This is a genomic window from Blastococcus sp. SYSU DS1024 (assembly GCF_054050795.1).
The window spans coordinates 64,700-82,008 of record NZ_JBJHAA010000020.1; the positions used below are offsets into that span (position 1 = coordinate 64,700).

The 17,309-nt window shown below is 73.3% G+C and carries 18 protein-coding genes; 4 read left to right on the forward strand and 14 right to left on the reverse strand.

The features are described 5' to 3' along the window. Positions 1–69: 69 nt before the first annotated feature. Positions 70–1,302: an AI-2E family transporter gene (locus ACI79S_RS16760; RefSeq protein WP_456594573.1), complete on the reverse strand. Its 1,233-nt coding sequence runs from the start codon at positions 1,300–1,302 to the stop codon at positions 70–72. Positions 1,303–1,528: 226 nt separating this feature from the next. Here ACI79S_RS16760 and ACI79S_RS16765 point away from each other — a divergent pair, with 226 nt between their 5' ends. Next, positions 1,529–1,684 (forward strand): hypothetical protein, encoded by a 156-nt coding sequence (locus ACI79S_RS16765; protein ID WP_456594574.1) that lies wholly within the window; start codon positions 1,529–1,531, stop codon positions 1,682–1,684. 218 nt (positions 1,685–1,902) lie between these two features. Here ACI79S_RS16765 and ACI79S_RS16770 read toward each other — a convergent pair whose 3' ends face one another. From ACI79S_RS16770 to ACI79S_RS16785, 4 genes are all read right to left on the reverse strand, one after another. After that, positions 1,903–3,393, reverse strand: a complete 1,491-nt coding sequence (locus tag ACI79S_RS16770; RefSeq protein WP_456594575.1) for a mannitol dehydrogenase family protein — start codon at positions 3,391–3,393, stop codon at positions 1,903–1,905. Positions 3,394–3,516: 123 nt separating this feature from the next. Next, complete coding sequence (locus tag ACI79S_RS16775; RefSeq protein WP_456594576.1) at positions 3,517–4,530, reverse strand: aldo/keto reductase family protein; 1,014 nt, start codon at positions 4,528–4,530, stop codon at positions 3,517–3,519. 207 nt (positions 4,531–4,737) lie between these two features. Next, positions 4,738–5,136 (reverse strand): MerR family transcriptional regulator, encoded by a 399-nt coding sequence (locus tag ACI79S_RS16780; protein WP_456594577.1) that lies wholly within the window; start codon positions 5,134–5,136, stop codon positions 4,738–4,740. A 47-nt stretch (positions 5,137–5,183) separates the two neighbouring features. Next, positions 5,184–6,677 (reverse strand): SulP family inorganic anion transporter, encoded by a 1,494-nt coding sequence (locus tag ACI79S_RS16785; protein ID WP_456594578.1) that lies wholly within the window; start codon positions 6,675–6,677, stop codon positions 5,184–5,186. A 321-nt stretch (positions 6,678–6,998) separates the two neighbouring features. On the opposite strand from ACI79S_RS16785, the gene pgi reads away from it, so the two are divergent. Then, the gene (gene pgi / locus ACI79S_RS16790; RefSeq protein ID WP_456594579.1) at positions 6,999–8,630 is read left to right on the forward strand and encodes a glucose-6-phosphate isomerase; all 1,632 of its coding nucleotides are present in this window, start codon (positions 6,999–7,001) and stop codon (positions 8,628–8,630) included. A 257-nt stretch (positions 8,631–8,887) separates the two neighbouring features. On the opposite strand, the gene ACI79S_RS16795 is transcribed toward pgi, so the two are convergent. The 6 genes from ACI79S_RS16795 to paaA all read right to left on the reverse strand — a co-directional run bounded on the left by ACI79S_RS16795 (position 8,888) and on the right by paaA (position 13,332). Further along, positions 8,888–9,319: a thioesterase family protein gene (locus ACI79S_RS16795; protein WP_456594580.1), complete on the reverse strand. Its 432-nt coding sequence runs from the start codon at positions 9,317–9,319 to the stop codon at positions 8,888–8,890. 70 nt (positions 9,320–9,389) lie between these two features. Further along, positions 9,390–10,496: a 1,2-phenylacetyl-CoA epoxidase subunit PaaE gene (paaE, locus tag ACI79S_RS16800; protein WP_456594581.1), complete on the reverse strand. Its 1,107-nt coding sequence runs from the start codon at positions 10,494–10,496 to the stop codon at positions 9,390–9,392. Further along, on the reverse strand, positions 10,496–10,990 hold the full coding sequence (gene paaD / locus ACI79S_RS16805; protein ID WP_456594582.1) for a 1,2-phenylacetyl-CoA epoxidase subunit PaaD: 495 nt from the start codon (positions 10,988–10,990) through the stop codon (positions 10,496–10,498). Before paaD ends, paaE begins: the two co-directional genes overlap by 1 nt. Before the next feature lie 5 nt (positions 10,991–10,995). Next, entirely contained in the window at positions 10,996–11,907 is a 912-nt protein-coding gene (gene paaC / locus ACI79S_RS16810) for a 1,2-phenylacetyl-CoA epoxidase subunit PaaC (protein ID WP_456594583.1), read from the reverse strand. Between the two features lie 94 nt (positions 11,908–12,001). Beyond that, entirely contained in the window at positions 12,002–12,370 is a 369-nt protein-coding gene (paaB, locus tag ACI79S_RS16815; RefSeq protein WP_456594584.1) for a 1,2-phenylacetyl-CoA epoxidase subunit PaaB, read from the reverse strand. Next, on the reverse strand, positions 12,367–13,332 hold the full coding sequence (paaA, locus tag ACI79S_RS16820) for a 1,2-phenylacetyl-CoA epoxidase subunit PaaA (RefSeq protein ID WP_456594585.1): 966 nt from the start codon (positions 13,330–13,332) through the stop codon (positions 12,367–12,369). The genes paaB and paaA overlap by 4 nt, the downstream gene beginning before the upstream one ends. Before the next feature lie 228 nt (positions 13,333–13,560). On the opposite strand from paaA, the gene paaK reads away from it, so the two are divergent. Together paaK and ACI79S_RS16830 are read left to right on the forward strand one after the other, a co-directional pair. Further along, the gene (gene paaK, locus ACI79S_RS16825; protein WP_456594586.1) at positions 13,561–14,901 is read left to right on the forward strand and encodes a phenylacetate--CoA ligase PaaK; all 1,341 of its coding nucleotides are present in this window, start codon (positions 13,561–13,563) and stop codon (positions 14,899–14,901) included. Continuing rightward, the gene (locus tag ACI79S_RS16830; protein WP_456594587.1) at positions 14,898–15,527 is read left to right on the forward strand and encodes a TetR/AcrR family transcriptional regulator; all 630 of its coding nucleotides are present in this window, start codon (positions 14,898–14,900) and stop codon (positions 15,525–15,527) included. The genes paaK and ACI79S_RS16830 overlap by 4 nt, the downstream gene beginning before the upstream one ends. A 36-nt stretch (positions 15,528–15,563) precedes the next feature. Here the strand turns inward: ACI79S_RS16830 and paaI are convergent, their stop codons facing one another. The 3 genes from paaI to ACI79S_RS16845 are packed head-to-tail and all read right to left on the reverse strand — an operon-like array spanning position 15,564 to position 17,002. After that, positions 15,564–16,004, reverse strand: a complete 441-nt coding sequence (gene paaI / locus ACI79S_RS16835) for a hydroxyphenylacetyl-CoA thioesterase PaaI (RefSeq protein WP_456594588.1) — start codon at positions 16,002–16,004, stop codon at positions 15,564–15,566. A gap of 15 nt (positions 16,005–16,019) precedes the next feature. Next, on the reverse strand, positions 16,020–16,877 hold the full coding sequence (locus ACI79S_RS16840; RefSeq protein WP_456594589.1) for a 3-hydroxyacyl-CoA dehydrogenase family protein: 858 nt from the start codon (positions 16,875–16,877) through the stop codon (positions 16,020–16,022). Beyond that, the gene (locus ACI79S_RS16845) at positions 16,874–17,002 is read right to left on the reverse strand and encodes a hypothetical protein (RefSeq protein WP_456594590.1); all 129 of its coding nucleotides are present in this window, start codon (positions 17,000–17,002) and stop codon (positions 16,874–16,876) included. The genes ACI79S_RS16840 and ACI79S_RS16845 overlap by 4 nt, the downstream gene beginning before the upstream one ends. Positions 17,003–17,309: the final 307 nt, after the last annotated feature.

Below are 17,309 nucleotides of genomic sequence, written 5' to 3' on the forward strand. Positions count from 1 at the left end.
TGGGCCGAACCGTAACCGGGATCACGCCGCTCGTCAGATCGAGCGGGTACCGGCCCGAGGGCGCGCTGGTCAGGCGGGGGAGGTGCCGGCCTGCACGCGGTCGTCCTCCCCGTCGTCCTCCGCGCCTTCCGCGGGGCTCGCCGGCTGCCCCTGCGCGGAGCGGCGCACCGCCCGCCGCCAGCCCTGCACCGCGGCGGCGAGCACCCCGGCGACCGGCACCGCCACGAACAACCCAAGCAGGCCGAAGGCGGAGGCGGCCCCGGTGGTCAGCAGCAGGACGACCAGGGGGTGGAAGCTGATCGCGCGGGAGAGCAGCAGGGGGGCCAGGACGTTGCCCTCGATCTGCTGCACCACGATGACGACGAGGAGGGCCCACAGCGCGGTGGCCCAGCCGTTGGTGACGCCGGCGACCGCGACCGCGACCGCGCCCGCGATCGTCGCGCCCACCAAGGGCACGTAGCCGAGCAGGAAGGTCAGCGCGCCGATGGGCAGGGCCAGCGGGACGTCGAGCAGCCACAGCCCGAGACCGATGAGGATCCCGTCGATCAGCCCGGTCGCGGTGGCCGCGTAGAACCACGCGCCGGCGGTGCGCATGCCGGCGCGGAAGGCGGCGTCGGTCGGGGCCCGGTCCGCCACGGGCAGCACCCCGAGGAACTGGCGCCACAGCCGGTCGCCGCTGGTCAGGGCGAAGAGGGTGAAGAACAGGGCGATGATCAGGACGGTGGCCACGTTGCCCGCCGCGTTCAGCCCCTGCGCCGCCGCGCTGCCGAGCCCGCTCATCGCGGAACCGACCGAGGTCTCCAGCTGGTCGATGACCTGGTCCAGCCCGGCGTTGTTCAGGTCGTCGGTCCGGGCCTGGACCCAGGCGCTGGTCGCCTCCACCGCATCGGTCCCCGCGGCGATCAGGCCGGGCCACGCGCCGATGATCTGGAGCACGAGGAAGGTCAGGACGCTCACGAAGAAGGCCAGGTAGGCCACGACGCAGAGGATCGCGGCCAGCACGGCCGGGACACCGCGTTCCCGCAGCCACCGGGCGATGGGCCAGAGCATCGCGACCTGCGCCAGCCCGAGCATCGCCGCGGCCGCGACGAACTGGACCTGCAGCACCAGCCAGACGGCGCCCAGCACGGCCAGCCCGATGACGAGGAACCGCCCGGCGATCACCGCCTCGCGCTGCAGCAGCGACGCCCGGCCGGTCGTCGGGGGCGGGGCGGCGGTGTGCGCACCGGACGCGGTCGCCGGCGCGGAGCCGGGTGCGGCCGCGGCCCGGTCACGGGGAAGGGGCGACGTCGGCTCGGCCATGCCCCACCTCCCCCCACTGAGCTCACCGGTGGCCGCTGCCGCCCCGGTCCGGAAATCCTCGTCGGGCGCTCATCCTGGCGTGTCCGCCGCCCGTGTGCGTGGAACGGTCGCACGACCGTGCCGTCGACGCGTGACCGCCCCGGTGATCGGGTAGCGATCTCGATCAGAGGCACGTCGACGTGCGCATGGGCGCGGAGCGCCCGTGCGCCAAGCGAAGGAGGATCCCGTGCTCGGACTGATCGGACTGCTGCTGGTCGTCTGGCTGGTGCTCGCCGTCATCGGCGCGGTGGTCGAGGGGCTGTTCTGGCTCCTGATCATCGGCGTGGTGCTGTTCCTCGCCACCGCGGCCTGGGGCTGGACGAAGCGCAACACCAGGGTCTGACAGTCCCTGCAGCCCGGCCCGCCAGGGCCAGGAGCGGCCGGAGCGCGACGACAGGACGCCGGAGCCCGCGCCGTGGGCGCCCCGGCTGCGGTGGACGGTGCGGCGGCGGATGGTGACGTCGTCACCGCCCCGCGGTGCTTCGAGGCCCGGCCGGACGGCGTGGGCGCCCTTCTGCGGGCAGTGGGGTCCGAGCGCCGGGTCGAGCGGGCGCTCGACCCTCATCCTCCCGATGCGTTCGGCGCGTCCGCGAGTGCGGCGAGGGTGGCCCGGGCGCCGCGCTCGCGGAGGAGCGAGAAGGACCGGCGGTAGGCCGCCACGAAGCGCTCGTCGTCCACCAGGTCCCCGAAGATGCTCCGGTCGGCGATGAAGGCGACCGGGTCCTCGTCGAGCCGGCTCGCGTTCGCGCGGACCCGGTCGGCCTGCCGGTCGACGAGCGGCAGAGATCGCCCGTGGTCGTCCCGTCCCTCGGCGCACCGGGCCCAGCTGGCGACGACAGCGGCTGCGCGGTGCACGTCTCCGCCCCTGGCCAGGCCGTCGCGCACGACGGGCAGCACGTACTTGGGGATCAGTGCCGAGGTCTGGGCGCAGAGCCGGGTCACGGTGTCGCCGACCGAGGCGCTCGCGAACCGGGCGAGGAGCGTCCGCTTGTAGTCGTCCAGGTCGATCCCGGGCACGTCCCCGAGCGTGGGGGACACCTCGTGATCCATGTAGTCACGCAGGAACGCGGCCCACAGGGGGTCCCGGCAGGCGTCGTGGACGTGCTCGTAGCCCGCCAACTGCGCGAAGTGGGCCAGCGCCTGGTGGCTGCCGTTGAGCAACCGCAGCTTCATCGCCTCGTAGGGGGTGACGTCCTGCACGAACTGCACGCCGGCTTCCTCCCACGGGGGGCGGCCGGCGGGGAAGTGGTCCTCGACCACCCACTGGGCGAACGGTTCGCACACGACCGGCCACGCGTCCTCCACGCCGAAGCGCTCGCGGAGACCGACGATGTCCGCAGGGGTGGTCAGCGGGGTGATCCGGTCGACCATGCTGTTCGGGAACGACACCTCGGCTGCGACCCAGTCCCCGAGATCGGCGTCCCGCATGGTCGCGAACGCGCCGAACGCACGCCTCGCGACGTCGCCGTTGTTCTGCAGGTTGTCGCAGGAGAGCACGGTGAACGGCGCCAGCCCCCGGTCGCGACGGCGGGCCAGCGCCTCGGTCACGAGCCCGAAGGTGGTGCGCAGGGCGGCGTCGGGCCGGAGGTCGTCCCGGATGCTCGGGGCGTCGACGTCGAAGGCTCCGGTGACGGGGTCGGTGTTGTACCCGCGCTCGGTGATGGTCAGCGACACGATCCGCGTGTCGGGGTGCGCCATTCGCTCGACCACGATCTCGGGGTCGTCGGGCGCGAGGAGGTAGTCGACGATCGATCCGACGATCCGGGGCTCGACGGTGCCGTCGGGGTGCTTGACGACGAGCGTGTACAGGCCGTCCTGAACGGCCATGACCTCCTGCATGCGGCGGTCGGACGGGAGGACGCCGACTCCGCAGATCCCCCACTCCGAGGCCAGGCCGGCCTGCATGAGCCGGTCGACGTACATGGCCTCGTGTGCACGGTGGAAGCCACCCACCCCGATGTGCACGATGCCGGTGCGGACCCGGCGGCGGTCGTAGCCCGGGACCCCTACCCGCTCGGCGAGAGAGGTCAGGGAGCCGGCGTGGACGCGCACGACCTGTTCGGTGGGGGGCGGGTCAGGTCGGGTGAGCACTCCCTACCTTAACGTAACAGTAGGGCCGCCCGTCGTGCCGGCGCGGCGCGCGCGGGGGACCGACGGGCCGCCGGAGCCGGTCCGCTAGGCGGCGGTGCCCCTCGCCGCCTTGTCCGCGGGCAGGAAGACCTTCGCGGGGTCACGCTCGACCACACCGTCGAGCACCTCGTCGACACGGGCCATGACGTCGGCGTCGAGCCGCACGCCGACCGCCTCGACGTTGTCGCGGACCTGCTCCGGTCGGCTGGCACCAATGATCGCGGCGGCCACGTTCGGATTCTGCAGCACCCAGGCCAGCGCGAGCTGGGCCATCGTGAGCCCGAGGTCGTCCGCGACCGGGCGCAGGTTCTGCACCTTGGCCAGCACCTCGTCGGCGAGGAACCCCTCGATCTGGAAACCGACGGCCGAGTGGCCCGCGCGACTACCGGTCGGCGGCTGCTCGCCGGGTCGGTACTTGCCGGTGAGGACGCCCTGGGCCAGTGGCGACCAGACGATCTGCGACAGACCCTCCCGCTCGCACGTCGGCACGACCTCGCCCTCTATGACCCGCCAGAGCATCGAGTACTGGGGCTGGTTGCTGACCAGCTGGACGTTCAGCTCGCGGGCGAGCGCCGCCGCCGAGGCGATCTGGTCGGGCTGCCACTCGGAGACGCCCAGGTAGAGCACCTTGCCGGCCCGCACCAGGTCGGCGAAGGCGGTCATGGTCTCCTCCAGCGGCACCGTCGGGTCGTAGCGGTGCGCCTGGTACAGGTCGATGTAGTCGGTGCCGAGCCGACGGAGGGAGGCGTGGCAGCTCTCGACGACGTGCTTGCGGGAGAGCCCGCGGTCGTTCGGCCCAGGGCCCGTCGGCCAGTACACCTTCGTCGCGATCTCCAAGCCCTCGCGGCGCTGACCGGCCAGGGCGCGGCCCAGCACCGACTCGGCGGCGGTGCCGGCGTAGACGTCCGCGGTGTCGAACGTGGTGATGCCGACGTCGAGCGCGGCGTGCACGCAGGACACGGCGGCGTCCTCCTCGACCTGGCTGCCGTGCGTCAGCCAGTTGCCGAACGCGATCTGCGAGACGTTGAGGCCGGACCGGCCCAGTCGACGGAATTCCACCTCGACGACCGTAGTGCCGGGAGGACGCCGTGGCCCGTCGGGGGTGCGGAGCGGTGCGGCGCGCGGCAACCCGCCGGGGCGGGTCGGGGCGGGCGACAACGGCACGGTGGTGGCGCGGTACCTAGCGCCACGACCGCCCGCACCGAGTCGGTCAGGATCGCCGCCGGGCTCGCCGGCCGGGGCACGACCGAGTTCGTCGACAGCCGATCAACCGCGGGCGTCCAGCCGTCCCGCGAGCGCGTCCGCGAAGCCCTCGGCGACGGCGAGCTGCTCCTTCAACGCGGTGACGCGAGCCGTGGCCGCTTCGTGGAACATCCGCAGCCGATCCACCAGCTGCGCCCGGTCGCCGCTGCCGGAGTCCAGATCGGCCAGGAGGGTGAGCAGCTCCTGCATCTCCTCGAGGGTGAAGCCCAGGGGCTTCATCCGCTTCACGACCTCGAGGCGGGCGACGTCGTCGGCGCTGTACAACCGGAACCCGCCCTCGGAGCGGGCGGTGGGGATCACCAGCCCGTTCTCCTCGTAGAAGCGGATCGTGCGCAGGCTCAGGCCGGTGCGCTCGGCGACCTGGCCGATCTGCATGAGCTGCTCGCGAGGCGTTCCGGTCACGCCCCCTTCATAGGCCACCCGCCCGGCGGGCGCTGCCGCAGCGGGCATCAGTGGGCCCCGGCGAGCTGGCCGGTGTGCCGGTCGAAGCGGTCGGCGGAGTGCCCGGTGAGCCCGACGATCTCGACGTTCTTGCCGCGGGTCTCGTACTTGTGGGTGATCGCGTCCAGCGCGGCCACGGTGGAGGCGTCCCAGATGTGGGCGTCGGACAGGTCGATCACCACGTTCTCGGGGTCACCGGCGTAGTCGAACTGGGTGTAGAGGTCGTTGCTGGAGGCGAAGAACAGCGCCCCCGTCACCGAGTACACCCGGGTGCTGCCGTCGGGGTCGGTGACGCTGGTGACCTCGGCGAGGTGGGCGACCCGGCGGGCGAAGAGGACGCAGGCCGCGAGGACGCCGGCGCCGACACCGATGGCCAGGTTGTGGGTGAACAGCGTGCCGGCGACGGTCGTGAGCATCACGGCGGTCTCGCTCTTCGGCATCCGGTGGATGGTGCGCAGGCTGTGCCAGTCGAAGGTGGCGATCGACACGAAGATCATCACCGCGACCAGGGCGGCCATCGGGATGGTGGCCACGACGTCGCCGAGGGCGACGACCAGGATCAGCAGGAAGACCCCAGACAGGAAGGTCGAGAGCCGGGTGCGGGCTCCCGACGCCTTCACGTTGATCATCGTCTGGCCGATCATCGCGCAGCCGCCCATGCCGCCGAAGAAGCCGGAGGCCATGTTCGCCACGCCCTGGCCCCAGGACTCGCGCGTCTTGTCGGAGTGGGTGTCGGTGATGTCGTCGACCAGCTTCGCGGTCATCAGCGACTCCATCAGCCCGACGAAGGCCACGCCCAGGGCGTAGGGGGCGATGACGGTCAGCGTCTCGAAGGTGAAGGGCACATCGGGCAGCAGGAAGAAGGGCAGGCTGTCGGGCAGCTCGCCCTCGCCACCGACGTCGGGGATCTCCCAGCCGGCGGTCACCGCCAGGGCCGTCAGCACGACGATCGCGACCAGGGGCGCCGGGATCGCCGTCGTCAGCCGGGGGAGCAGGAAGATGATCGCCAGCCCCGCGGCGACCATCGGGTAGACCAGCCAGGGGACGTCGACCAGCTGCGGCAGCTGCGCGGTGAAGATCAGGACCGCCAGCGCGTTGACGAAGCCCACCATGACGCTGCGCGGGATGAACCGCATGAGCCGGGCGAAGCCCGTGGCGGCCAGCGCGACCTGGAAGATGCCGCCGAGGACGACCGCGGCGAACAGGTACTGGACGCCGTACTCGAGGGCCAGCGGCGCGACGACCAGGGCGATGGCCCCGGTGGCGGCGGTGATCATCGCCGGCCGGCCGCCGGTGAAGGCGATGACCACGGCCATCACGAACGAGGAGAAGAGGCCGACGCGGGGGTCGACGCCGGCCAGGATGGAGAAGCTGATCGCCTCGGGGATCAGCGCCAGGGCGACGACGAGGCCGGCGAGCACCTCCGTGCGGGCGACCTTCGGCGAGAGCCAGGCGGGGCGCGACAGCCTGGGCTTGGGCAGGGTGAGCAGGGCTGAGGACATGGATCCGTCTCGTTCGGTGCGCAGGTGTCGGCGCGGGCGGCAGCACCGGAGGCGGTGCCAGGTCTCTGAGAGGGTGCGGCGGTGCACCCGGAGCGGCGGAACTCGTGTTCCGTGGCGACGATGTCGGTCGGGGTCACCGATCCGGGATCATCGGTGCGCCACGGGCGGCGTCGCCGGTGTCGTCGACAGTCTGCCGGGAACTCGTCCTTCACGTCAGTGTTGGGTGGTGAGCCGTTCGTCACGTTCGGGCCCCGGCCGGCGGGGGAGGACGATCACCACGACAGCGACCCAGACATCGGACCCCACCTGGACGGAGCCAGCATGGACATCACGGACACCACGGAGTGGCGCGCGCTCGAGGAGCACCACCGTGCCCTCGGGAACACGCACCTGCGGGACCTGTTCGCGGCGGACACCGACCGCGCGGCGCGGCTGACCGGGCGGGTCGGTGAGCTGCACGTCGACTGGTCCCGGCACCGCGTGACCGACGAGACGCTGCGGCTGCTGGTCGCCCTCGCCGAGCGCGCCGGCCTGCCCGACCGCATCCGGGCGATGTTCCGCGGCGAGCGCATCAACACCACCGAGGACCGCGCCGTCCTGCACGTCGCGCTGCGCATGCCGCCGGGAGAGCAGCTCGTGGTGGACGGCCGGGACGTGGTCCGCGACGTGCACGAGGTGCTGGGGCGGATGCGCCGCTTCGCCGACCAGGTGCGCTCGGGGGAGTGGCGCGGGCACACGGGCCGGCCGATCCGGGCGGTGGTCAACATCGGCATCGGCGGCTCCGACCTGGGCCCCGCGATGGCGTACACCGCCCTGCGGCACCATGCCGACCGGAACCTCGCCCTGCGGTTCGTCTCCAACATCGACCCCACCGACTTCGCCGAGGCCACCCGCGACCTCGACCCCGCCGAGACGCTCTTCGTCGTCAGCTCCAAGACCTTCACCACGCTCGAGACGCTCACCAACGCCGGCGTCGCCCGGGACTGGCTGCTGCGGGGCCTGGGGGCCGACGAGTCGGCCGTGGCGAAGCACTTCGCCGCGGTGTCCACCAACACCGACGCCGTGCGCGCGTTCGGCATCGATCCGCAGAACATGTTCGAGTTCTGGGACTGGGTCGGTGGCCGGTACTCCTTCACCTCCGCCATCGGGCTCTCGCTGATGGTGGCGATCGGCCCGGACGCCTACGACGAGATGCTCGCCGGCTTCCACGCCGTCGACGAGCACCTCCGCACCACCCCGCTGGAGAGCAACGTCCCGGTGCTGCTGGGCCTGCTGGGTGTCTGGTACCGCAACTTCTTCGACGCGCAGACCCACGCCGTCCTGCCGTACAGCCAGTACCTCTCCCGGCTGCCGGCCTACCTGCAGCAGCTGACGATGGAGAGCAACGGCAAGTCCGTCCGCACGGACGGGCAGCCGGTCACCACGGCGACGGGCGAGGTGTTCTGGGGGGAGCCCGGCACGAACGGCCAGCACGCCTTCCACCAGCTGCTGCACCAGGGGACGTCGCTCGTCCCGGCCGACTTCATCGGCTTCGGGGAGCCGAGCCACGACATCGGTGAGATGCACGACCTGCTGATGGCCAACATGTTCGCCCAGGCGGCCGCCCTGGCCTTCGGCCGCACCGCCGAGGAGGTGGCGGCCGACGGCACGCCCCCGGCCCTGGTGCCGCACAAGGTCATGCCCGGGAACCGGCCGAGCACGGTGATCCTCGCGCCGCGGCTGACGCCGGCGACGCTGGGGCAGCTGGTGGCGCTCTACGAGCACGTGGTCTTCACCCAGGGGGTGATCTGGCAGATCGACTCGTTCGACCAGTGGGGCGTCGAGCTGGGCAAGGTGATGGCGCGCGAGCTGGCTCCGGCGCTCACCAGCCGGGAGCCCGTGCCGCTGGACCAGGATGCCGCCACGACGGCGCTGGTGGCCGAGTACCGGCGGATGCGGGGCCGGGCGACCTGACGCGCTCCGCGGGGTGACGCCCGCGGGAGGCGGGCCCCGGGGCGGCCGCGCGCCGTCGCAGCGACCGCCCCGGGAGTTCGGTCGTCGCGGCCGTCAGGGGGAGGTGCCGCTCCGGGCGCTCCCGGTCCCGACGGGCGGGAGGACGGGTGATCGCGAGTGCGGTGCGGTGGCGCGGCCGGAGTGGGCGCGCGGCCACCAGTGGTTCCAGCGTCGACTACGGCCGGTACTCCCGCAACACGCGCGGACTCGCCCCCCGCTCAGCCGACGTCCGGCAGAGCGCCTCCCGGACGTGTCCGCCGCGGGCGGGTCACCCGGGCCTGGACCGCCTCCTCGCTCAGCACTGCCTGGACCGTCGTCCCGCGGCCCAGCAGCCGCCCCTCGGCGTCGACGGCGCTGCAGTCGCTGGTCAGGCGGTTGCCGCGCACCTCGGCGCACCGGGCCGTCACCCGGATGGCATCGCCCACCCAGGCCGGAGCCAGGTGCTCCACCGACAGGGCGCTGCCGATCGCGGCCTCGCCCGGCTCGAGGTGGCGCAGCAGCAGCTTCCGGCCGGCCTCCTCGAAGTGCTTGGCCATCGAGTAGGTGGCGTACACCGGGTGGACCGGGCCGAGCTCGTCGAAGCGGACGGTCATCTCCCCGGTCACCACGACGTCGAGGACGGCGGACTCGCCGACGGGAACGGGCCTCATGCGCGCACCCGCACCGGGCACGAGGCGCCAGGCCGGTGCGCCACCCGCCGGACCCCGACGCCCACCGGGGTCAGGCGTCGTAGTCGACGGTGACGGCGTCGGAGACGGGCAGCGACTGGCAGGTGAGCACGTAGCCGGCCTCGACCTCCTCGGCCTCCAGCGCGTAGTTGCGCCGCATCGCCACCTCGCCGTCGGTCACCCGCGCCCGGCAGGTGCCGCACACCCCGCCCTTGCACGCGAAGGGCAGGTCCGAGCGGACGCGCTGCGCGGAGTCCAGGACGCTCTCGTCCTTCGGCAGCGCCAGCGTGGTCGCGCGGCCGTCGAGGACGACGGTCACCTGGCTGCTGGGCCCGGTGACGGTCTGCTCGTCGCCGCGCACCGGCTGGGGCGGGACGTCGTCGACGAAGAACAGCTCCTGGTGGACCTTCCCCGCCGGGACGCCGAGCTCGGCGAGCAGGCCGCGGGCGTCGGTCACCATCCCGTGCGGACCGCACAGCCACCAGTGGTCGACGCGCTCGACCTCGACGAGGTTCTGCACCAGGCTGCGCAGCCGCTCGCCGTCGAGGCGACCGCTGGTCAGCTCGGTGTCGCGGGGCTCGCGGGAGAGGACGTGCACGAGCTGCAGCCGGGTGCCGTAGGCGTCCTTCAGGTCGGCGAGCTCGTCGGCGAACATGACCGTGTTGGTACGGCGGTTGCCGTAGAAGACGGTGACCGTCGACTCGCCGTCGCGCAGCACCGTGGCCGCCAGGCTCAGCGCCGGGGTGATGCCCGAGCCGGCGACGACGAAGACGTGGTCGGCGGGCTGCGACAGGTCGGCGGTGAAGGTGCCCGAGGGCGGCAGCACCTCGATCTCGTCGCCCGGCCGCACCTCGTGCACCAGGTAGCTGGAGAAGAACCCGCCGGGGACCTCGCGGACGCCGACCCGCGGAGCGGCGCCCATCGGCGCGCAGATGGAGTAGGAGCGGCGCTCGTCCCGGTCGCCGTCGACCCGGCGGAGGGTGAGGGCCTGGCCCGGCCGGAAGCGGTACTCCTCGGCGAGCTCGGCGGGGACGTCGAAGGTGACCGCGACGGAGTCGTCGGTGAGCCGCTCGACCTCGGCCACCCGGAGCGGGTGGAACTGCGGTCGCCGCCGCGGACGGGCGGGGGCGGAACCGGCGGCGGGAACGGTCGCCGTCATCAGATCTCCTTGAAGTGCTCGAACGGCTCGCCGCAGCTGCGGCAGCGGCGCAGGGCCTTGCAGGCCGTGGCGCCGAACTCGCTCTGCTCGACGGTGTCGGCCGAGCCGCACTGCGGGCAGCCGGCCGTCCGCCGCGTCGGCCCCAGCTGGAGCGGGACGGGGCCGGGGGAGCGGACCGGTGCCCTCCCCGGCGGGGCGATGCCGGCCGCGGCGAGCTTGCGTCGGCCGGCCTCGCTGATCCAGTCGGAGGACCAGGCGGGCGAGAGCACGGTGCGGACGTCGACGTCGGCGAACCCCGCCCGGTGCAGGGCGTGCACGAGGTCCGCCCGCATGACACCCATCGCGGGGCAGCCGGAGTAGGTCGGCGTGATCTCGACGACGACCGTGCCCTGCTCGACGCGCACGTCGCGGAGCACGCCGAGATCCGCGAGGGTCAGCATCGGCAGCTCCGGGTCGGTGACGGTTCGCGCCACCGAGCGGGGATCGGTCAGCACGGCGCTCACCAGGTGGCCGCCGGGTGCCGGCGGGCCAGCCCCTGCAGGGTGGCCAGCAGCTCGGTCAGCTCCTCGCCGTGCGCCCCGGCCCGGCCGCGCGGGGCGGCGTCGGCCGGCCAGGCGGGCAGCGCCAGCGTGGCGCGCTCGAGCACGGTGGTGAGGACGTCGCGCACCTCGTCGCGGACGCCGGCCGGGTCGACGGCGACCCCGGCGGCGACCAGCCGGTCCTCGACCTCCGTGGCGGTGAACAGGTCGGCCAGCAGCGGCCACACCGCGGCGACGCCGTCCTGGGCCCGCCGGTGCGACTCCTCGGTGCCGTCGCCCAGGCGCAGCACCCAGCGGGCGGCGTGGTCGCGGTGGTAGGCGAGCTCGTGCACGCCCTTCGCGGCGATCGCGGCGAGCACCGGGTCGCGGGACTCCCGCAGCCGCGCGAAGATCGCCAGCCGCACCGCCGACGCGACGAGCAGCCGGACCATCGTCTGCGCGAAGTCGCCGTTCTCCGCCGCGACCAGGCCGGTGCAGCGGAACTCGTCGGCGTCGCGGAAGTAGGCCAGGGCGTCCTCGTCGGGGATGGTCTCCGTGGCGAGCTCCCGCGTGCGGCCCAGCGCACCGGCCGACCCGGCGCGGGCCAGCAGGAGCCGGGCCTGGCCGAGCAGGTCCAGGCCGATGTTGCCCAGCGCCACCTCCTCCTCGAGCTCCGGCGCGTTCGTCATCCACTGGGTCAGCCGCTGGGCGAGCACGAGGGCGTCGTCGCCGAGCATCAGGCAGTAGGTGCCGAGGTCAGCGGCGTCGACACCGTCGGGCACCGTGGTGTCGACGCCGGCCAGCGGGTCGTCGAAGCCGGTGCCGAACGCCCAGTGCCCGGCGTCGTCGTGCGCGTTGGTCAGCGCGTCGTACACCGTCTCCTCGTGCCCCATACCAGCGGAACCTTTCGACTGTGGTGGCTGGAACGGCCCCCTCCCCGGGGTCCCCGCGCCGAGGTACGAGGTGCGGGGGAGGGAGGGGGTCCTCTTACATGTGCGGGACGTTCTCGGGGATCTCGTAGAACGTCGGGTGGCGGTAGACCTTGTCGCCGCTGGGGGCGAACATCGGGTCCTTCTCGTCGGGGCTGGACGCGGTGATGTCGGCGGCCTTGACCACCCAGATGCTCACGCCCTCGTTGCGCCGGGTGTAGAGGTCGCGGGCGGCGTGCACGGCCATCTCGTCGTCGGGAGCGTGCAGCGAGCCGACGTGCACGTGGTTGAGCCCGCGCTTGCCGCGGACGAAGACCTCGTACAGCGGCCAGTCCCGGCGCACGGCCTGCCGCTGGGTCTGCACCGGCACCTCCGGCCCGGTCGGGATCGCGCCGTGCCCGCCCTCGGCGGTGACCTCGCCGCTCACGCGGTCGCTCCCTCGTGCTTGCGGGCGTAGGCCGTGGCCGCCTCGGTGACCCAGGCGTTGTCGTCCCGGGCCGCGCGGCGGCGGGCGATGCGGACGGCGTTCATCGGGCCCTCGCCGGAGATGACCCGCTTGAACTCGTCCCAGTCGATCCGGCCGAACCGGTAGTGGCCGGTCCCGGGGTCGTAGGAGAGCTCGGGGTCGGGGAGCGTGACACCGAGGACCTCGGCCTGCGGCACGGACATGTCGACGAAGCGCTGGCGCAGCTCGTCGTTGGTGTGCCGCTTGATGCCCCAGGCCATCGACTGCGCGGTGTTGGGGCTGTCGTCGTCGGGCGGGCCGAACATCATGAGCGAGGGCCACCACCACCGGTCGACGGCGTCCTGCACCATGGCCCGCTGCTCGTCGGTGCCGCGCATCATCGTCATCAGCAGCTCGTAGCCCTGCCGCTGGTGGAAGGACTCCTCCTTGCAGATGCGGATCATCGCCCGGGCGTAGGGCCCGTAGGAGGAGCGGCACAGCGGCACCTGGTTGCAGATGGCCGCGCCGTCGACCAGCCAGCCGATGACGCCGACGTCGGCGTAGGTGAGCGTCGGGTAGTTGAAGATCGAGCTGTACTTCTGCCGGCCCTCGATCAGCTTGTCGGTGAGGTCGGCGCGGTCGGCACCGAGCGTCTCGGCCGCGGAGTAGAGGTACAGGCCGTGACCGGCCTCGTCCTGCACCTTCGCCAGCAGGACGGCCTTGCGCCGCAGGCTGGGCGCGGCGAGCAGCCAGTCGCCCTCGGGCTGCATGCCGATGATCTCCGAGTGCGCGTGCTGCGCGACCTGGCGGATGAGCGTCTTCCGGTAGCCGTCGGGCATCCAGTCCCGCGGTTCGACGCGATGGCCGGCCGCGACGGTGGCGTCGAACTGGTCCTGCAGGGCGGTCTCGTCGGGCGCGGGCCGGTCCAGGGTGGGTGCGGACATCTCGTTCCCCTCGGGTGCGTCTCGGGTCATTTACTGACCGGACGGTCGGTAATCAGTGTGCACGAGTGCCGACCGCCGCACAACCCTGGCCGCGCGCTCGCCCCGTGCGGCTCTTGACACCCGGCGAGAGGGAGGGATGCTTACCTGACCATCTGGTCGGTAATTCGGGGCTCGTGCTCCCGCGCCGGCCGTCCGGCGACGACGCCCAGGACATCGGAGGCCACTGCCATGACGGTTGCGACCACGGAGACGAACCAGCGTCTGGGGGAGGCGCCCGACCCGGCGCTGCTGGACCCCGCCGAGCGCATGGGCGTCGACGAGCTGCGGGCGCAGCAGCTGGAGCGGTTGCGGTGGTCGCTGCGGCACGCCTACGACAACGTGCCGCACTACCGCCGGGCCTTCGACGCGGCCGGCGTGCACCCCGACGACTGCCGGGAGCTCGCCGACCTCGCGAAGTTCCCGACGACCAGCAAGGCCGACCTGCGCGAGAACTACCCCTTCGGGATGTTCGCCGTCCCGCGGGACCAGGTGCGCCGCGTGCACGCCTCGTCCGGCACCACCGGCAAGCCGACCGTCGTCGGCTACACCGAACGCGACCTCGACACCTGGGCGACGGTCATGGCCCGCTCCATCCGCGCCGCGGGGGGCCGACCGGGGGACGCGCTGCACAACGCCTACGGCTACGGCCTGTTCACCGGCGGTCTGGGCGCGCACTCCGGCGCCGAGAAGCTGGGCTGCACCGTCATCCCCGTGTCCGGTGGCATGACCCCCCGCCAGGTGCAGCTGATCCGCGACTTCGGGCCGCGGATCATCATGGTCACGCCCTCCTACATGCTCACCGTCATCGACGAGTTCGAGAAGCAGGGCGTGGACCCGCGGGAGAGCAGCCTGGAGATCGGCATCTTCGGCGCCGAGCCGTGGACCGAGCAGATGCGCCGCGAGATGGAGGTGCGGGCCGGCATCCACGCCGTCGACATCTACGGCCTGTCCGAGGTGATGGGTCCCGGTGTCGCCCAGGAGTGCGTGGAGACCAAGGACGGCCTGCACATCTGGGAGGACCACTTCTACCCGGAGGTCATCGACCCGCTCACCGGCGAGGTGCTGCCCGACGGCGAGGAGGGGGAGCTCGTCTTCACCTCGCTGACCAAGGAGGCCATGCCGGTCGTCCGCTACCGCACCCGCGACCTCACCCGGCTGCTGCCCGGCACCGCACGCCCGGCATTCCGCCGGATGCAGAAGATCACCGGTCGCACCGACGACATGATCATCCTGCGTGGGGTCAACCTGTTCCCCACCCAGATCGAGGAGATCGTGCTGCGGACGCCAGGGCTGTCCCCGCACTTCGCCCTCGAGCTCGTCACCCGGGAGCGGATGGACCACCTCATCTGCCGCATCGAGGCGCGACCGGACTGCCCCGCCGACGAGCGGGCGGCGGCGGCCGCCGCGGTGTGCCAGGGCGTCAAGGACGTCGTCGGGTCCAGCATCGAGGTGCTGGTGGTGGACCCGGAGACACTGCCCCGGTCGGTTGGCAAACTGCAGCGCATGACCGACAACCGGAACCGTGCATGACGTCGATCGCGGACGCCGTCCCGACGCGTCGCGGCCGCCCTGGGCACTCGCTCGACTCCCTGCTCGACGTCGCCGTCGAGGTCTTCAACGAGCGCGGCTACGACGCCACGAGCATGGAGGAGCTGGCGACCCGGCTCGGCGTCACCAAGTCGGCGATCTACCACCACGTGCCCAGCAAGGTGGAGCTGCTGCGGCTGGCGCTGGATCGTGCGCTGGACGCGTTGTTCGCGGTCACCGACGAGCCCGGCGCCACCACCGGCCCGGCGATCGACCGGTTGGAGCACGTCGTCCGCGGGTCCGTCCGCGTGCTCGTGGCCGAACTGCCCTTCGTCACGCTCCTGCTCCGGGTCCGGGGAAACTCGCCGGTCGAGCAGGCGGCGCTGCAACGGCGACGGGAGTTCGACGGCGTCGTCACCGACCTGGTGCGTGCGGCCGAGGAGGAGGGTGACGTGCGCCCCGACGTCGACCCGGCCGTCACCAGCCGCCTGCTCTTCGGCACCGTGAACTCGCTGACCGAGTGGTACCGGCCCGGCGGCGGCCTGTCCGCCGACGACCTCGCCGACGCCCTCGTGACCACGACGTTCCGCGGCCTGCGGACCCGCCCGGCGGCGACGCCGGCTTCCTGACCCGGACCGCCCGGCCCCGGCCGGCGGGAGCGGCGGTCAGGCGCGCTCGGCCGGGGCCGGGGGTACCTGGCGGCTGTGGCCCCGCATCTCGGCGAGGAGCCGCCCGTCCGCGTCCCGGGTCACGGCGACGTCGTAGATCCCGCCCCGCCCGACGAGCGACCGCTCGACGGCGGTGGCCGTGACGGTGTCGCCGGCGCGGGCCGGCGCGAGGTACTCGATGCTGCAGGACCTCCCCACCGCCGGCTGCCCGTGCGAGTTGCAGGCCATCGCGAAGGCGATGTCGGCGATGGCGAACAGGGCGGCGCCGTGCGCGGTGCCGTGGCCGTTGAGCATCTGGGGCCGGATGGTCATGTGCGCGGTGACCGCACCCGGCGCCACGGAGCTGACGGTGACGCCGAGCGCCCGCGCCGCGGAGTCCTCCGCCAGGTAGCGGCGGACGGTCTCCTCGGCGAGGCGCTGTGCGGGAGGGCTGGGCATCGGAGCCGCCTCGGGTCAGTCGTAGGTGTGGAATCCGCGGCCGGTCGTGCGGCCCAGCTCGCCCGCCGCGACCTTGTCGCGGAGCAGCTGCGGCGGGGCGAACCGCTCACCGAGCGTCCGGTGGAGGTACTCGGCGATCGCCAGCCGCACGTCCAGGCCGACGAGGTCGGTGGAGCGCAGGGGGCCCATCGGGTGCCGGTAGCCCAGCTCCATGGCGGCGTCGATCGCCTCGGCGTCGGCGACGCCCTCCTCGAGCATCCGGATCGCCTCCAGCCCCAGCAGCACACCGAGGCGGGAGGAGGCGAAGCCGGGGGAGTCCTTCACCACGACGTCGGTCTTGCCGAGAGCGCGCACCCAGCCGGAGGCGATGCCGACGAGCTCGGTGGCCGTCTCGCGGGCGACCACCACCTCCACGAGCTTGGACGCCGGCACCGGGTTGAAGAAGTGCAGCCCGAGGAACCGGGCCGGGCGCTCCAGCGCCGCAGCGAGCTCGGTGACCGAGAGGGAGCTGGTGTTCGTGGCGAGCACGGCGTCCGGCCCGACGGCGGATTCCGCGGCGCGCAGCACCTCCGCCTTGAGGTCGGCCCGTTCGGGGACGGCCTCGACGACCAGCCCGCTCCCCGGGTCCAGCGCGGCGGGGGAGTCGACCAGGGACAGCCGGTCCAGGGCGGCGGCGACGTCGCCGTCCAGCTTCTCGCGGCGGGCGGCCTCCGCCAGGCCGTCGGCCACCCGCCGGCGGGCGGCGTCGGCGGCCTCCGCGCCGGCCTCGACGACCTCCACGCGGGCGCCGGCGGTCAGGAAGGCCTGGGCGATGCCGGCGCCCATGCGCCCGCCGCCGATGACGGCCACGCGGGCGGGGACGGCGGCGCTCACGCCGTCCCCACGGTCGACGCGGCGTCCCGGCCGACCGGCACGCGCGGAGCGGCCGCGTCGCGGTGACCGCCCGCGCGCTCGACCGGTCCGCCGACCGGGCGGATCCCGGGGGGCTCGTGGGACATCGTCGCTCCTCGGGCTCGCCGGACCCGGCGGTGTCCCCGTCGTGGTGGGACGACCGACCGTCCGGTCAGGAAGTGGTGGACCCACCCTGGCGGCCGCGCCGTCCGGAAGCAACCGCCGGCGAGCCTGCGGCCGCCGCGCGTGACCAGGGGCCGACGGCTGTGGCGAACGACCACGGCGCCGGGGAGTCCGGGTGATGCGGGACGCGGTGACGCCGGAGCGCCCGGGGGGGGGCCCGGGCCCCCACCCGGCCCCCCCGCGGCGTGGCGGGATTTGCCGCGGTGGCCCCCCCCGTCATGGGCGGCGGCC

Coding starts and splice junctions, on each gene's coding strand:
- paaI (WP_456594588.1), bottom strand. CDS start 16,004: ATGCCCAGCCCTCCCGCACAGCGCCTCGCCGAGGAGACCGTCCGCCGC.
- ACI79S_RS16830 (WP_456594587.1), top strand. CDS start 14,898: ATGACGTCGATCGCGGACGCCGTCCCGACGCGTCGCGGCCGCCCTGGG.
- ACI79S_RS16760 (WP_456594573.1), bottom strand. CDS start 1,302: ATGGCCGAGCCGACGTCGCCCCTTCCCCGTGACCGGGCCGCGGCCGCA.
- ACI79S_RS16785 (WP_456594578.1), bottom strand. CDS start 6,677: ATGTCCTCAGCCCTGCTCACCCTGCCCAAGCCCAGGCTGTCGCGCCCC.
- paaC (WP_456594583.1), bottom strand. CDS start 11,907: ATGGGGCACGAGGAGACGGTGTACGACGCGCTGACCAACGCGCACGAC.
- paaE (WP_456594581.1), bottom strand. CDS start 10,496: ATGACGGCGACCGTTCCCGCCGCCGGTTCCGCCCCCGCCCGTCCGCGG.
- paaK (WP_456594586.1), top strand. CDS start 13,561: ATGACGGTTGCGACCACGGAGACGAACCAGCGTCTGGGGGAGGCGCCC.
- ACI79S_RS16845 (WP_456594590.1), bottom strand. CDS start 17,002: ATGTCCCACGAGCCCCCCGGGATCCGCCCGGTCGGCGGACCGGTCGAG.
- pgi (WP_456594579.1), top strand. CDS start 6,999: ATGGACATCACGGACACCACGGAGTGGCGCGCGCTCGAGGAGCACCAC.
- ACI79S_RS16795 (WP_456594580.1), bottom strand. CDS start 9,319: ATGAGGCCCGTTCCCGTCGGCGAGTCCGCCGTCCTCGACGTCGTGGTG.
- paaA (WP_456594585.1), bottom strand. CDS start 13,332: ATGTCCGCACCCACCCTGGACCGGCCCGCGCCCGACGAGACCGCCCTG.